Source organism: Ignicoccus hospitalis KIN4/I (genome assembly GCF_000017945.1).
Classification (GTDB): Archaea; Thermoproteota; Thermoprotei_A; order Sulfolobales; family Ignicoccaceae; genus Ignicoccus; species Ignicoccus hospitalis.
Map to the genome: position 1 here is coordinate 1,212,910 of NC_009776.1, position 14,204 is coordinate 1,227,113.

A 14,204-nucleotide genomic window follows, 5' to 3' on the forward strand; every position below is an offset into this window, starting at 1 on the left:
CTCGCAAGGAGAGCCGTGACATAGGGAGGAGAGTACAATGAGAGGGAAAGCGGTCCTCGCCCTGCTGACACTAGTAGTCCTAGCGTCTCCCGTCCTCGCCGATGTCAGCAGCATGGCCAAGCTACAGGAGGCGTTGGCCAAGGCCAGCCCTCAGACCAAGACTTGTGTGGGGTGCCACATGCAAGCGACTCCCGACATAGTCATGCAGTGGGCGGCTAGCGAGCACGCCGAGAACGTGCCCAAGAACGTGCTCAAGCTCTACGAAGCCATCGGCTCCCCCGGCGAGCAAATAGCCGAGAAGTTCCAGAACTACCCCTACAACGTGGGCTGCTACGAGTGTCACGGCATGTTCAAGGAGCAAGACAGAGTTGACGTGGTCAACCACTTCGGATTCAAGATAGTGAGCATCGTAACTGCTAAGGACTGTAGCCAGTGCCACCCCAAGGAGGCTAGGGAGATAAGCTGGACTTGGCACGGCTTCGGCGCTCTCAACACCAACCTCTCCCCGTGGTACTCCAAGATAGTCAAGTATGCCAAAGAGCATGGTCTCATAGGCAAGATGACTCCTCCGGTCTACACTGCCACTAGGGACAAGGACATGCTAACCTGGGAGTGGTGGAAGGAGTACGTCAAGTACCTCTACATGTACTTGAACGGCGAGAAGGTACCCGAGGAGTGGGCCAAGTTCATCGAGATGTTCGGCACCCCCTATGACTACGACTTCAAGAGGATAGTCAGTCCCCTCTACCCCGCCAGCGGCGGACTCAACACCACTGTGACCGAGAGAGTGGGCTTTGAGGCCGAGCTGAGCATTCAGTGCGCCGTCGGCAAGAGCAAGTACTTCCAGAAGGTTAGCAACGTAATGAACTACATAGGCTACAAGAACGCCTACGTGTACCACGCGTGCTACGAGTGCCACGGCAGCTTAGTAATACCCTACAAGAAGGAGAACGTGAACGTCAAGGGCTTCGCCGGTGTGGAGAGGATGAGGTACTGGGGCTGGCCCAGCAACGGCGCTGGCAGGATTGATCCCGACGGCAGCCTGGGCACTTGTACCGCTTGCCACCCGAGGCACGAGTTCAGCGTGGCCCAAGCTAGGGAGCCTTGGACTTGTGGCCAGTGCCACATAGGTTACGACCACCCGCACATAGAGATATACGAGGAGAGCAAGCACGGCAACATCTACGAGCTCCACAAGGAGAAGTTCAACATGGAGCGCGTGCCTTGGAGGGTCGGCGTGGACTTTGACGTGCCCACTTGTGCCACGTGCCACATGAGCACCATAGCCAGCCCCGACGGCAGCATGATATTGGTGAAGGGCACTCACGACCTCACCAAGAGGCTAGTGTGGGACCAGATGCACTTCTTCGCCCAGCCGAAGCCCAAGTGGCCTGACAACACCCAGAACAAGATAGTCAAGGGCGGCAACATACTGAACGGCGCAGGCTATGAGAACGTAGCTATGACCGGCTACAAGGTGGTGGACCTCGGCCCGGCCCCCGGCGAGCTGAAGTTCCCAAGGCTGATGACCATAGAGTACACCGGCGAGCTCAAGGAGCACAGAGAGGAGATGATGAAGGTCTGTGAGCTCTGCCACAGCAGCTCTTGGGCCGAGAACTTCTTCAGGACGGCCGACCAGAACCTCTGGGACTACAACGCCGTAGCGCAGTTCGCCTTCCAGCTGCTGAAGAAGGCGTGGGCGCAAGGCATACACGACCCCAAGAACAAGCTGGACGAGTTCATGGAGGTCATGTGGTACTACATCTGGCACCACCAGGGCAGGAGGTGGAGGAACGGCGCTTACATGATGGGTCCCGACTACGCACACTGGTACGGTATAGTTGACACCGTCATGGAGGCGCTCAACAAGATGATAAGCTACTACGAGAACGCGCTAGCGATAAAGAGCTTGCAGCAGCAGCTCAACCAAGTACAGCAAGCGCTAGCGAAGTGAGGCCCAATGCCCGCTTCACAAAATTAACCAAATGATTTTTTGTTTCTATATTAATAGTCCTTGCTATTACAGCCTCCAGATTCGTCCTTATGACTCCTTCCGGCCTTAGCCCTCCACGCGCCCTCCGCCAGCCTCTGGACTACCTCCTTGTGGGGCCTCTGAGGCCTCTTCCACGCCTTAGGGTTGTTATACATAAGAGAAGCTATTAGGTGGTCAGCAACTATGTCGGCAGAAGGACAGAGGTACATACATAATCTACACCCGTCGCAAGCCTCGGACCTCCATAGGACTGGTCTGAACTCCCCGTTTTCTTCGATTACCTTTATCGCCCCAGTGGGGCACCACGTCTCGCAGATCTTGCACCCCGCGCAAGAGTTTGAGGCGTGCACCACTCGGAGGGCCTCGAAGGCCTCTTCCAAGGGCTTCGGGCCCTTGCTGACCACTTCTATCCTATTTTCCATGAACTTGTACGTCCCCCTGGGTCCGCTAACTACGTTGCCCTCCTTCTTTACGCCCAAGAGCTTCGCCAGCTCTAGAGCCTTCTCGATGTTGTAACTAACGTTGACAACGACCTTGTTTTTGCGGACTTCGTGAGAGCTGTACTTGACCCTCGTTTGCCTCCTAGAGTACTCCTCCCTCCAGTCGACCCTCTCCCCCGCTTTCGAGGCCAAGGCTACCTTAGGGGCCTCGGGGGCCAACCACCTCCAGCCGCCCTTGAGCCACCACTCGCCGTAACCTAACTTCTCCGCCCACCTCCGGAGGACTTTCTCCCACTTCTCCCACAGTTCCGGATGAATTTCCTTGACCAGCTTGAACTCCCACGCAGTCGCTCCCGGGCACATGAAACAGCCGACTCTGTCAAAGCCCTTGAAGTATAGGGGGTTCAGAGGCACCCCCTTGTCTATCAAGTAGGCGAACTCCAAGAGTTGGGGCCACGGGAGGATGGGGTTTACTGTGGTTATGGTAGGGAAGTACTTCATCTTCATAATTGGAGTGGCCTTGGCCCTCTCTAAGCTCTCCCACCACCGGTTGCCCACAAAGTTGACGACGTTTCCAAACTTGATTAAGGTCCTTGCTATGGGTCCCAGCTTTAATACCTTACAACACCACCTAAAGTCCCTCGCCGGGGGTGAGAACAACTCGACTGCCCTCCAGAAGAGGTCCCCAGCAGACGCCACAATCAGCTCCATTCCAAAGTGTTTCGCTTCCTCTTCGGCCGTCTTAACGGTTTCCGGCAACTCTATGCCGGTGTCGTTGAACAGCAGCTTGGCCTCGACCCCCAATTCCTTCAATATTTGAGTAACTAGGGCCGAGTCCTTCCCTCCGGAGAGGGAGACTATCCTAACCCCTTCCGGCGCTTTAGATACCACTTGGCGGCTCCACTCCAAGAGCTCTTGGAGGTAGGCCTCGTTGGCCTTTATGACGTCCCTAAGCGTCTGGGGCCTCTCGCTCAAGGCGCCCTTACGGGGGTGTTTCCAAACCTTGTCCACCCGAAGCTTGCCGCGCTTGGGTATGGCGACGCCGACGACCCTTCCCTCCTCGTCCACCAGCGCGACTTGTTTGTGGCCCCTTCCGACCACTTCGCCGGGCTTCGGCCCTTCTACCACCACCTTGTCTATAAAACCCTTCTCGAGTGCCCTCAACGCTCCCAAGTAGCCTAACCTAACCCTCCACTTCTCGACGAAGGGGTCGTAGATTACCCTCGCCAGTATGTCGCCATCCACCACCACTTCGTACGCGTGGTCAAGGGCGGACGTCTTATTCAAGAAGACCATCCTGCCTTGCGTTAGGGCTTCGAAAGCGCCCTTGCCGACCTCCTCATCGAAGGCCTTCGAGAGGTGTTCCTTGTCCCCTTCCCACGCGGGGCGAAGGTCCTTGGGGTCGAAGAGCTTGAGCCTAACGCTCCCCTCGCAGTCCCGTCTCCGGAACACCGGCACGTTGAGCTCCGGACACCAGTATACTTGGAGCTCCCTCTCCCACTTCCTTTTCAAGTCGGGCGGCACCCGCGCGGGCGGGAGGCGTTGTGGACTACCTTAATAGTGAGGCGTTCGACGAAAGGCCGGTTGGCGTTGCAGACGTCGGGGGCACCAAGACCAGGGTAGCCTTGTATGAAAACGACTCCTTAAAGGAGCTGGAGGAGTTCCCGACCCCTAAAGAGGAGCCCCTCTGGAAGCCTCTTTGGAGCTACTTCAAGGATAAAGAAGTCCAAAATATCGTGATAGCTACCATGGGACCCCTAAAGATGAGCGAGGGAAAGGTGGTCTCTAATCCCCATTCTCAAATTAAAGATCAAGAGGTCGGGAGGCCCTTAATGGAACGCTTGAAGATTCCGGTCTTGGTGATCAACGACTGCGTCGCGGGGGCTTACGCGGAGTTCAAGGCGAGGAACGTGGAGAACTTAGTCTACTTAGCCTTTGGCACCGGAGTGGGGGCCGGCGCCGTCGTAGACGGGAGGCTCTTACTAGGGAGGGAGGGCAACGCCCACGAGGTCGGGCACTTCGTCATGTCCTTAGGCCTCGGGTTGAGGTGTGGGTGCGGTAAGACGGACCACGCCGAGGCGGTGTTGGGCGGAAGTAACATAGTAAACTATTTCAAGAGGGAAGGCTTCGAGGCCCGGAACGCGGCCGAGCTGTTCAACCTTATCAGATCTAACCCAAAGGCCTTCGAACTTTTCAAGAGGGCTTTGAACTCGTTCGTCAGCTCGGTGATAGCTTTCTACGATCCGGAGGTAGTGGTCCTAGGAGGGGGCGTGTTTTCAAAGAATAAGAAGGTTTTCTTCTCTGCGCTGGAGGAACTGGAGGACTACTTGTTGTGGGAAGCCCCGAAAGTCGAAGAAGCCCTCTACGGCGAGCTGAGCCCCCTCTACGGGGCGGGAGCTTTAGGAGTAGAGAGGCCCCAGTGGTTAATAAAGAAGTTGAGGTATGTGTTCAAGTAGGCCTTTCAGAAACTTTGGGGTTTCGTCGAGAAAGCCTTTAGGGAAGCGGCTTGCCGGTGGTTTTCGTGTGTTCTAACTGCGGCCACGCGATAAACGTTTACGTCCGACACGGATCCAGCGGAGTTCCCACCCTCGAGAGCGTGCTCCAATACTACGAGTGCCCACATTGCCACGCCACGCTCATCCCGGACCTGGACTTCGTCGACGTGGAGGCGCTAGTTTGGAGCCCGGGACTAGTAAAGAAAATAGTAGAGGGGAAGCTGACGCCCGAGGAGAGGAAGAAGCTCGAGAGCACCCCTAAGGGTAAAAAGATATTGAAGGTCGTCCCGGCTTTGAGAGAGCTCCTCCAGAAGTACGAGCTGGCGAAGAAGAGCTCGAAGCTTAGCAGTATAATAAATGACAGCAAGAAAGTGCGTAAGGGTAGCCTCAGGGGTTTAAGCTCGAGGGGGCGCCGCTCGAGCCCCCATAAGTAACGCGTCACTCGGGGGAGAGCTCCACTTCGCCCTCTTTCTTCTTCTTTTCCTTCTTCTCTATGACTATCTCGAGTACGCCGTTGTTGAACCTAGCTTTGGCGGTTTCCGGCTTCACCTTGGTAGGTAGGGCGACCCTCTTGTAGTACTTCTTACCGTTCCTAGCCCTTATCTCCACGTAGTCCTCCCCCACCTTCACCTTTATCTTGTCCTTCTCCGCCCCGGGCAGCTCGGCCACCACGGTCACCTTGTCGTCCTCTTCCATCACGTCCACGAGGGGCTCGAACTCCTCCTCCTTGACCTCGGCTCCGGCGAGGCCCCTGCGCACGTTACCGAACTCCCTAATGACGGGCCTGCCGTCGGGGCCTATGCTTATCGAGAACCCGTAGACATAAGGTCCGAAGCGCTCTACCCTAACGTTGCCGCTCCTCATAGCTTCTTCCATGACCCTCTCCAACTCTTCTTCGAACATGCTCAGCTCCCTTTCGATGTCTCTCAACAAGTAGTCGAAGAGGTCGAAGATGCCCCTCCTCCTCCAAACCATCGTGTTTCCCGAGAATGGGGCGCGCCGAAACTTTATAAGAGGGGGAGCTAGCACTTCATGTATTTGGAGAACAAGGATTTTATAACCTCCTTTGTGTACTCCTTCGGCGTCCCAGAGGAGACGTTGCACAGCAAGCTCCCGTGGAGGGCCCTCGCGAAGGCATCTAGGAGGGGGCCCAGCCCCTCGTTACACGTTATGAGTTTTACAATACTTTTCAAGTCTACCTCACAGAAGGTCTCGTACATCTCCCTATACTTGGGGTCTAGCGTGGCTAAGTCGAGCAGGTGGAAGGTGAGCTTAACGTTTATATCATTCCTCAAGAAGTCGTAGTACTTGTCAACGAGGCAATCTATCATCTCGTGTCCTTTCAACTTCCTCTTCAAACACTCTTCGACTATTCTCGAGGGCGATACGGTCTTTATTACTTCGCTCACTAGATTCTCCTTGTTTTTGAAGTACCAAAAAACTAAGGTCTTAGAAACTCCCACCCTTCTCGCGATGCTTTCAATGGAGCCCTTCTGGAAGCCTTGCTCGGCGAACACCTCTCTGGCGGCTTGGAGGATCTTGGCGCGGGTGTCCGGGCTCTCGCTCAAGGGGTTTCCCCTAGGGGGGATTTCCGGAGAGTAAATGAAGGGATTGGAGGAAAGGCTGGTGCGGGGGGTGGGATTTGAACCCACGCAGGCCTACGCCATCGGGTCCTCAGCCCGACCCCTTTGGCCAGGCTCGGGCACCCCCGCGAGGCTCCGTCCCCCACTCCCGGCTTACCCTTAAAAGTTTATTCAGCCAAGGGTGGGTTCCTCACCGTTCGGACCCTAAGGTCTTCATCATAAATTGTCCTCCCGGATTCTGCGAGAGGGCATAAGAAATCTTGATGCCGCTTTTGGGAGTGGTAGGTAAAACCAACGTCGGGAAGTCGACCTTCTTCAGCGCGGCCACGCTGGTCGAGGTAGAGACAGAAAATAGGCCGTTTGTAACCATAGACCCGAACGTGGGCGTGACGCACGTTAGGAAGAGGTGTGCTCACGTAGAACTCGGGTTGCCGAAGTGCGACCCGGTCGACGGCTTCTGCTTGAAGGGGTGGAGGTTCATACCGGTGAAGCTGGTCGACGTGGCCGGCCTGGTGCCGGGGGCAGCGGAGGGGAGGGGCTTGGGGACCAAGTTCCTAGACGAGGTCAGGAAGGCCGACGCCTTATTGATCGTGGTGGACGCGTCGGGCAGCACGGACGCAGAAGGCAACCCCGTGCCCCCGGGTACCCACAACCCGGCAGAGGACGTGCAAATTCTCTTAAACGAGTTCTCGGGTTGGGTGTTCTCTCAAATGAAGAAGGACTGGAAGAGCTTCGTGACGAAGGTATCAACTATGGGCATCAGAGCGGCAGAAGCAATGAAGGAGAGGCTGAGCGGGTTTAGCGTTAAGGAGAGAGAAATCATTAAGGCAATAAACGAGCTCTCTCTCGATGAGAACTTGGCTAAATGGAGCGAAGAGGACTTAAAGAATTTCGTGAGGAAGGTGATAGAGCTCAGGCCGAAGGTTATAGTCGCTAACAAGTCAGACTCCGACTTCGCGGAGAGAGGCATTGAAATGTTGAGGGAGGCGTACCCGAGGACCCCAGTGATCCCTACCTCGGCCGCGGCGGAGTTGATACTCAGAAAGGCCGCCAAGGCCGGCGCGATAGAGTACGTTCCGGGCGACTCGAGCTTTCAAATAATAGATGAAAAGAAGCTGACCGAGAAGCAGAAGAAAGTGCTAAAGATGATAGAAAAGAAGGTGCTTGAGAGGTGGGGCAACACCGGAGTAGTACAATCCCTCAACGAAGCGGTCTTCGGACAGCTCGAGATGGTCGTGGTCTACCCCGTTCACGACGCTAACAAGTTCACCGACAGCGAGGGCAGAGTGTTGCCAGAAGCGAGGCTAGTCCCTAAGGGGACGAAGGTGAAGGAGTTCGCAGCACAGATACACAGCGACTTGGCCAAGGGCTTCCTCTACGCGATAGACGCTAGGACCGGGAGGAGGCTGGGGGCCGACGCTGAAGTCGAGGATGGAATGGTAATAAAGGTAGTTTCGGCTAAGTAATTTACCGACCGGTAAAAGAAAGGGTATATAGGTTATTTACCAGCCGAGAATGTGGGGCAGAGCCTCAAGAGTGTGGTGAGAGCATGAGCGTCACCAAACCTCGTAGGGAGTTCCTCAAGAAGTTGGGAGCCAGCACCTTACTGTTGGGGGCACTGAGCAACATAGACTGGGCAAACGCTATGGAGATGTTTAAGGAAGCCGTTAGGAAGGGCAAGGTTAACATAGTCTGGTTCGAGGCCCAGAGCTGCACGGGCGACACCACCTCCTTGATCCAAGCCACCGACCCGGACTTGGTAGAGGTCTTAACCGGAGCTATCCACCTAGCCGGACCCGGCACGGTGGGGCTCGCCTTCCACGACACCGTAATGCCCGAGTGGGGAGAGGGAGCTATAGAGATACTCAAGCTCGCCGAGAGCGGCGCCTACGACCCCTTCGTGTTGGTCATAGAGGGTTCCATACCCGACGAGAACCACGCGAGGAAGTTCTGCAAGGACCCCAACCGCTGCGGCTACTACTGCTTCGTGGGCGAGGAGAACGGGCGAGTGGTGACTTGTACCGAGTGGATACATAGGTTAGCTAAGAGGGCAGTCGCCGTAGTCGCCGCTGGCACGTGCGCGTCCTACGGAGGCATACCCTCCAACAAGGTCCTCGAGCCCCCTCCGGGCTGGAGCTACCCCGAATGGAGCTTAGCCCCCACCGGCGCTGTAGGCTTCTTCGACGACCCGGTCAAGGGCTACAAGGGCTTGATAAGCCGCCACGCGGAGCTGCCGAACCTCACCCCGTACTTCAACTACATCTTCAGAGATTGTGAGCCCGAGCTAAGCCCCGGGAGCACTTGTAAGCCCGCCGTAGCAGTGCCCGGTTGTCCGACCAACGGCAACGGCATACTAAGGGTGCTAGTACACCTAGTGTTGGCCGCGCTCTACCCGGACGTGGTACCCTTGCCTAGGGCTTCCGAGTGGCTAGACCAGTACGCGAGGCCGAAGTACTTGTTCGGTCGCACGGTGCACGAGCAGTGTCCTAGGGCTGGCTACTACGCTGCCGGGGACTTGAGGAGGTTGCCGGGCGACAACGACGCGAAGTGTCTGTTCGCGGTAGGGTGCAAGGGCCCGGCAGCGAACTGTCCTTGGAACAAGGTCGGCTGGGTTAACGGCGTGGGCGGCCCCACGAGAACCGGAGGCGTGTGTATAGGCTGTACCATGCCGGGCTTCAGCGACGCCTTCGAGCCCTTCTACAAGCCACTCCCGGCCCCGGCCGCTCCCAGCGCGCCCGAGGCCTTGGCCACCGCGGTCGGAGCGGCCGCGATAGGTGCGGTGGTAGGATACGCGCTTACTAAAAAGGCAAAGGGGTAAGGGGGTGAGGGAGCATGTCCGAGAAGGTTAACCGTCCGGTAAGGAAGGAGGAGAAGAAGGACCCCAAGATGGTCCTCCTAGCCCCTAACGTCAAGAGGATAAAGGGCAACACTGCCGAGATATTCATTGACCCCATAACGAGGATCGAAGGCCACCTAGGCCTCAAGGCAGAGGTTGACGTAACCAGCAGGAAGACCACCAACACTTGGGTGTTCGCCACCATGTTCAGAGGCTTCGAAGTGTTCATGAGGGGGAGGCCGCCTGAGGACGCCATCGCGATATCCTCTAGGGTCTGCGGCGTTTGCGGCGCCAGCCACGCCAACGCGGCCACTATGGCGACCGACATGGCGCTGGGCGCCGTGCCCACTCCCTTAGGAGTGGTCCTCAGGAACATGGCTTTCGTGATGACCGACTTGCTATATGATCACGCTATAATACTTAACTTGCTCGGAGGGCCGGACTACAGCGAGGTCGCGGTCAGCAAGCTCACCCCCAGCTGCTGGGAGGCCGCCAAGACCACGCCGGCCGAGTACTCCGCGGTCCACGGCTACAGGACGATAGCCGACATAATGAAGGATATGAACCCGATAACCGGGAGGATATGGCAGCTCACCGTGAAGTATCAGAGGATAGCGAGAGAGGCCGGCGTGCTCATTTACGGAAGGCACTCCCACCCCGCCACTTTGATACCCGGCGGCATAAGCACCGACTTGAGCACCGCTCAGTACCTCTTCGAGGGCTACGCCTTCCGCCTGACCCAACTGACCGCTTGGACCAAGTTCGTGGTAGCTGTGTGGATGGATTTGGCAGACTTCTATAACAAGAACTGCAACTACGAGGACGAGGGTTACACGTACTCGAAGCCTATACTCTACTCCTCCGGCGTCTTCGACGACCCCGAGGCTTACAGCCAGCTCGGCGACGATTACAAGACCATATATGAGAAGATAGACGAAGTGGCCAAGAAGAGGGCAGCGCCGCCAGGGCTCTACATAGGAGGGGAGTTGGTAACCGAGAACATCACGGAGCACCAGAGGAACGTAGTAGAGCTCGTGGACAGCTCCTTCTACGAGGAATGGAAAGACAAGACCACCCTCTTCACTAAGACCGACCCGGCGGGCAACCCGCTGGTGGGAGGCGACGAGACCCTAGTGTGGTACCACCCGTGGAACAAGACCACCATCCCGAGGCCCACGGACAGCAGTTGGAGCGGCAAGTACAGCTGGGCGGCCACCGTAAGGCTGTACTGGAAAGGGAAGCTATACCCGTTCGAAGTCGGCCCGATAGCCAAGATGTACGTAATGGCCCACAGCAACTTGAAGGGTTGGGTCGAGGAGGAAGGGGCGCCCGTCAAGCACGGCGGCGGCAAGATAGAGGTGACCTTGCCGGCCTCCCGCAACGTGACCGACCTGCCTAAGGGCACTTGGGAAGAGGTGACCTTCACCTACTACGCACCCCCCAAGAGCACTACCATAGAGAGGGTCAGGGCGAGGGCCTTCGACATGGCGGTCGACGTAGCCGACGCGTGGGCGTTCGTACTGAGGGGGCTGTACTACATCAACAGCAAGGGAATGACCCAAGCCTCCAGGCCTTGGAAGGAGCCGGCCTTCTCGCTGGGCTTCGGCCAGCTAGAGGTGCCCAGAGGGAACGTGGAGCACTGGATAGTGGTGAAGAACGGGAGAATAGCGAACTACCAGATCCACGCGCCCACTACCCAGAACGTAGGTCCGAGGGCCCCCAAGGGAGAGCTAGCTAGGTACTGTGCCAACGAGCCTTGGGTCACCAAGAGCCCAGAGGGCTACTGCCTAAGCCCGTTCGAGGCCGCGGCGCTCCACACCGTAGTGAGTGAGGAGGTGGAGCCGGAGAAGTGGACCGGCTTGGACTACGTGAGGGCGATAAGGAGCTTCGACCCGTGCATAGCTTGTGCCGCTCACATAGAGTTCGTGAAGAACAAGAAGGTGCTAAAGAGCGTTAAGAAGCTACTCACCAACGCGTGTTCCATACAATAAGCTTTTTGTTTACCTAGTGGAAAGTAGACCGTTTTAAGGTCAAGTTTGACCGGAAGGTGAGGAGCCATGACGGTCGGAGGCTGGGGATCGCCCAGCGACCTCTTCAACTTCGCCGTGTACTACCTACTAATACCCTCGGTGTTCGTGTTCAGCGCCGGGTTCACTTACAGGATAGTGAAAATGATACTGAACGCGAGGATAGGGCCGGCCCAGAAGGGCCACAACAGCTTCCCAGAGCTGGTGAAGGGCCTAATCATGACTTTCATAAGACCGATACTCTTCAGCGCGAAGACCAGGCCGGACGACTTCGTGACCGGGCTGGTGTTCCTTCACATAATCGGCGTCATACCGCTGCTGTTCCTAATGGGCGAACACATAGCGTTCTGGGTGTATTACGTGCCGGGGTACATCAACCTATGGCCCTTCAACGTACCGCTGAGCATGACCACTGCAGTACTAACGGTGACTTCACCCATCACCCCGTCCAGCAACATGGCCTTCGCGTTCGTCAACACCATATGGGGCCCGCTGACGGTAGTGCTCAACGGAGACTTGATGGCACTGCTAGTGTTAATAGCGATAGGCTACAAGTGCGCCTTGAGGCTGACCGAAATAGTGCTCAAACACAACCACACCCCGGCTAGGATAGGGGACTTCGTAGCCTACGCGCTGCTGTTCCTCATAGTGTTCTTCGGCTACGCTGCCGCGAGGCACTGGCCGTCCAGCGACGTCGTTACCTACCGTAACGTGCTGGGCCTTCACGTGCTGTTCGCGGAACTGCTCTTGATGTACATACCGTTTAGTAAGTACTGGCACTTCGTTTTTGGGTACTGGTACGGCAAGCTCCACGAGTGGTATGACTTAGACGTGAAGAGGGGTGAGGCGATATGAGCGAGAGTATGGACTTCTCCCGCATGATGCAAATGTTAATGTCTCAAAAGACGAGCATAGACGAAGCGATAAAGAAGGCCATGAAAAAGGTAGACGCAGTGATGATACATTACATCGAGGACTGCTTGAACTGCGGCACGTGTTCGCCCGCTTGTCCCTACTTCGTGGCGGGGCCGCAGTACAGCCCGGTCAACAAGGCAGAGGAGCTGAGGAAGATCTACCGCAGAGAGATGACCATACTGGGGAGACTGTTAGGCCCGCTGGTGGGCGCGGACAAGCCTAAGACTGAGGAAGACATGAAGAGGCTAATGGACCTCGTATACGCTTGTACCAACTGCGGCCACTGCTACTACACTTGCACCGTAGGCATACACAGCGGAACTATGATAGGACTGCTGAAGAGCATACTCACAGAAGCCGGCTACGTCCCCACCCTGCTGAACTTGTTCGAAGCCATAGAAGTTCAGAACATGCACATGAAGATACCGGGCCTAAAGAAGGTCTGGGAAGACGCCCTCAAGGAGGCGCAAGAGAAGTACGGGGAAATAGAGTTCGACAAGCCTAACGTCGACGTATTCTTCTTGAGTTGGTTGACGGACGCTATGATGATGAGGGAAGGCTTCATAGCCACCATCGGAATATTGAACAAGCTAAAGGAAGCCGGGCTCATCACTTGGACCACGTGGAGGGAGCCGCTGGGCATAAGGTCCCCGATCTCGGTGGTCATCGGTAGGAGCGAGAACGCGGCCGCCGTAATGAGGAGGATAGTAGAATACATAGAGAAGATAAAGCCCAAGTATGTAGTAATGATGGACGGCGGCTTCACCTACCCAACCTTCAGGTTCACCATGTACCCCACTATAGTCAAGATACTGGGGAAGAAGCCGGAGTGGAAAGTCATACACATCACGGAGCTCTTGGCCATGCTGCTCAGAGAAGGGAAGATAGCATTCAAACAAGTTAACGAGCCCATAACGTGGCACGACCCCTGCCAGATGGGCAGACACTCCAGGGTGTTCGAGCCGCCCAGGGAGCTGCTCAAGGCGGCGAGCAAGGGTTACAGGGACCTGCCCCACAACAGGGAGATGAACTACTGCTGCGGAGGAGGGGGAGGCATAGGCTGTATACTTAGAGAAGTGAGGGTTATGATGGGCCAGCTAGTGGGCCAAGAGATAAGGCTGCCGCCGGACGAGGAGGAGTTCGAGAGGAGGATCGAGGAGCGCTTGAAGCTAGCAACCCGTAGGAAGGTGGACGACATAGCGAAGAGCGGCGCCAAGCTGGTGCTAACCGCTTGTCCGGCGTGCATAGAGACCATACAGAGAGGGATAAATTGGCACGGCAAGGACTACGGCATAGAAGACGTGCAAGTGAAGCACATATCCGAGTACTTGGTGGACAAGCTAATAGCCCCCGCTCCCAGCAAGCCTGCTCATTAACCTCTTTTTGCACACCTCACAAAACGCCGCCTCCTTCTCGTCCACCTCTAGTATTGAGTTAGAGAAGCTCATAACGCACCTAGGGTTGGGGCAGTGGGGGAGGCCCAGCAGGTGGCCCAGCTCGTGTAGGACTTCCTTTTCTACTCTTTTCAAGAACTTCTCCTCGTCCGGGAGCCAGCCGTAGAACTCGTTCCTCAACCTCGCTAGGAAGACCCCTCCCACCCCGAGGGCCGGGAGCGCTACCCCAAAGACGAAGTTGAGGCCCTCCTCGTAGCCGTCCGCGTCTATGAGGTATAAGGTTAAGAACCCGTCAACCCTCCCCAAGGTCTTTAACAGCTCCGAGGCCAAGTACTGCCTCCTCTTCCAATTGTAAGCCTCGAGGTTGGGTTGAAGCTTGTGGTAGTCTATTAGGACGGGCAAGCCGGTCTCCCTAATTATTGCCTCTTTCGCCCTCACGAGCGCTTCCGTGGAGACGTCGCCCACCCTCCGGAGCAGTACCTTCAAAGTTCCCGTCCCTTCGTCCCCTTCGTCGTGGGAGA

The 14,204-nt window shown here is 56.6% G+C and carries 12 protein-coding genes and 1 tRNA gene; 8 read left to right on the plus strand and 5 right to left on the minus strand.

Annotated elements, in window-relative coordinates; genetic code table 11:
• The first annotated feature begins 37 nt into the window (after nucleotides 1-37).
• A complete protein-coding gene (locus tag IGNI_RS07035) occupies nucleotides 38-1,954 on the plus strand; it encodes a multiheme c-type cytochrome (RefSeq protein WP_012123499.1) in 1,917 nt (638 codons plus the stop codon).
• A gap of 50 nt (nucleotides 1,955-2,004) precedes the next feature.
• Here IGNI_RS07035 and IGNI_RS07040 read toward each other — a convergent pair whose 3' ends face one another.
• Complete coding sequence (locus IGNI_RS07040) at nucleotides 2,005-3,945, minus strand: phosphoadenosine phosphosulfate reductase domain-containing protein (RefSeq protein WP_012123500.1); 1,941 nt, start codon at nucleotides 3,943-3,945, stop codon at nucleotides 2,005-2,007.
• Between the two features lie 32 nt (nucleotides 3,946-3,977).
• Here IGNI_RS07040 and IGNI_RS07045 point away from each other — a divergent pair, with 32 nt between their 5' ends.
• Together IGNI_RS07045 and IGNI_RS07050 are read left to right on the plus strand one after the other, a co-directional pair.
• Complete coding sequence (locus IGNI_RS07045; RefSeq protein WP_012123501.1) at nucleotides 3,978-4,889, plus strand: ROK family protein; 912 nt, start codon at nucleotides 3,978-3,980, stop codon at nucleotides 4,887-4,889.
• A gap of 50 nt (nucleotides 4,890-4,939) precedes the next feature.
• Complete coding sequence (locus IGNI_RS07050) at nucleotides 4,940-5,362, plus strand: hypothetical protein (protein WP_012123502.1); 423 nt, start codon at nucleotides 4,940-4,942, stop codon at nucleotides 5,360-5,362.
• 4 nt (nucleotides 5,363-5,366) lie between these two features.
• Here IGNI_RS07050 and hsp20 read toward each other — a convergent pair whose 3' ends face one another.
• From hsp20 to IGNI_RS07065, 3 genes are all read right to left on the minus strand, one after another.
• Nucleotides 5,367-5,903: an archaeal heat shock protein Hsp20 gene (gene hsp20, locus IGNI_RS07055; protein ID WP_083756958.1), complete on the minus strand. Its 537-nt coding sequence runs from the start codon at nucleotides 5,901-5,903 to the stop codon at nucleotides 5,367-5,369.
• A 47-nt stretch (nucleotides 5,904-5,950) separates the two neighbouring features.
• Entirely contained in the window at nucleotides 5,951-6,496 is a 546-nt protein-coding gene (locus IGNI_RS07060; RefSeq protein WP_012123504.1) for a TetR/AcrR family transcriptional regulator, read from the minus strand.
• Between the two features lie 56 nt (nucleotides 6,497-6,552).
• Nucleotides 6,553-6,640: transfer RNA gene (locus IGNI_RS07065), tRNA-Leu, on the minus strand.
• Between the two features lie 134 nt (nucleotides 6,641-6,774).
• Here IGNI_RS07065 and IGNI_RS07070 point away from each other — a divergent pair.
• The 5 genes from IGNI_RS07070 to IGNI_RS07090 all read left to right on the plus strand — a co-directional run bounded on the left by IGNI_RS07070 (nucleotide 6,775) and on the right by IGNI_RS07090 (nucleotide 13,665).
• Nucleotides 6,775-7,977: a redox-regulated ATPase YchF gene (locus IGNI_RS07070; RefSeq protein WP_052570581.1), complete on the plus strand. Its 1,203-nt coding sequence runs from the start codon at nucleotides 6,775-6,777 to the stop codon at nucleotides 7,975-7,977.
• An 83-nt stretch (nucleotides 7,978-8,060) separates the two neighbouring features.
• On the plus strand, nucleotides 8,061-9,329 hold the full coding sequence (locus IGNI_RS07075; protein WP_012123506.1) for an NADH-quinone oxidoreductase subunit B family protein: 1,269 nt from the start codon (nucleotides 8,061-8,063) through the stop codon (nucleotides 9,327-9,329).
• A 14-nt stretch (nucleotides 9,330-9,343) separates the two neighbouring features.
• Nucleotides 9,344-11,338 (plus strand): nickel-dependent hydrogenase large subunit, encoded by a 1,995-nt coding sequence (locus tag IGNI_RS07080; protein WP_012123507.1) that lies wholly within the window; start codon nucleotides 9,344-9,346, stop codon nucleotides 11,336-11,338.
• 66 nt (nucleotides 11,339-11,404) lie between these two features.
• Nucleotides 11,405-12,229, plus strand: coding sequence for a hypothetical protein (locus IGNI_RS07085; RefSeq protein ID WP_012123508.1), 825 nt, complete (start codon nucleotides 11,405-11,407; stop codon nucleotides 12,227-12,229).
• Nucleotides 12,226-13,665, plus strand: a complete 1,440-nt coding sequence (locus tag IGNI_RS07090; protein ID WP_012123509.1) for a (Fe-S)-binding protein — start codon at nucleotides 12,226-12,228, stop codon at nucleotides 13,663-13,665. The genes IGNI_RS07085 and IGNI_RS07090 overlap by 4 nt, the downstream gene beginning before the upstream one ends.
• Here IGNI_RS07090 and IGNI_RS07095 read toward each other — a convergent pair.
• The gene (locus IGNI_RS07095) at nucleotides 13,630-14,169 is read right to left on the minus strand and encodes an archaemetzincin family Zn-dependent metalloprotease (RefSeq protein WP_012123510.1); all 540 of its coding nucleotides are present in this window, start codon (nucleotides 14,167-14,169) and stop codon (nucleotides 13,630-13,632) included. The two genes, IGNI_RS07090 and IGNI_RS07095, sit on opposite strands and share 36 nt — an antisense overlap.
• Between the last annotated feature and the right edge of the window lie 35 nt (nucleotides 14,170-14,204).

Coding starts and splice junctions, on each gene's coding strand:
- IGNI_RS07035 (WP_012123499.1), top strand. CDS start 38: ATGAGAGGGAAAGCGGTCCTCGCCCTGCTGACACTAGTAGTCCTAGCG.
- hsp20 (WP_083756958.1), bottom strand. CDS start 5,903: ATGGTTTGGAGGAGGAGGGGCATCTTCGACCTCTTCGACTACTTGTTG.
- IGNI_RS07070 (WP_052570581.1), top strand. CDS start 6,775: ATGCCGCTTTTGGGAGTGGTAGGTAAAACCAACGTCGGGAAGTCGACC.
- IGNI_RS07075 (WP_012123506.1), top strand. CDS start 8,061: ATGAGCGTCACCAAACCTCGTAGGGAGTTCCTCAAGAAGTTGGGAGCC.
- IGNI_RS07080 (WP_012123507.1), top strand. CDS start 9,344: ATGTCCGAGAAGGTTAACCGTCCGGTAAGGAAGGAGGAGAAGAAGGAC.
- IGNI_RS07085 (WP_012123508.1), top strand. CDS start 11,405: ATGACGGTCGGAGGCTGGGGATCGCCCAGCGACCTCTTCAACTTCGCC.
- IGNI_RS07090 (WP_012123509.1), top strand. CDS start 12,226: ATGAGCGAGAGTATGGACTTCTCCCGCATGATGCAAATGTTAATGTCT.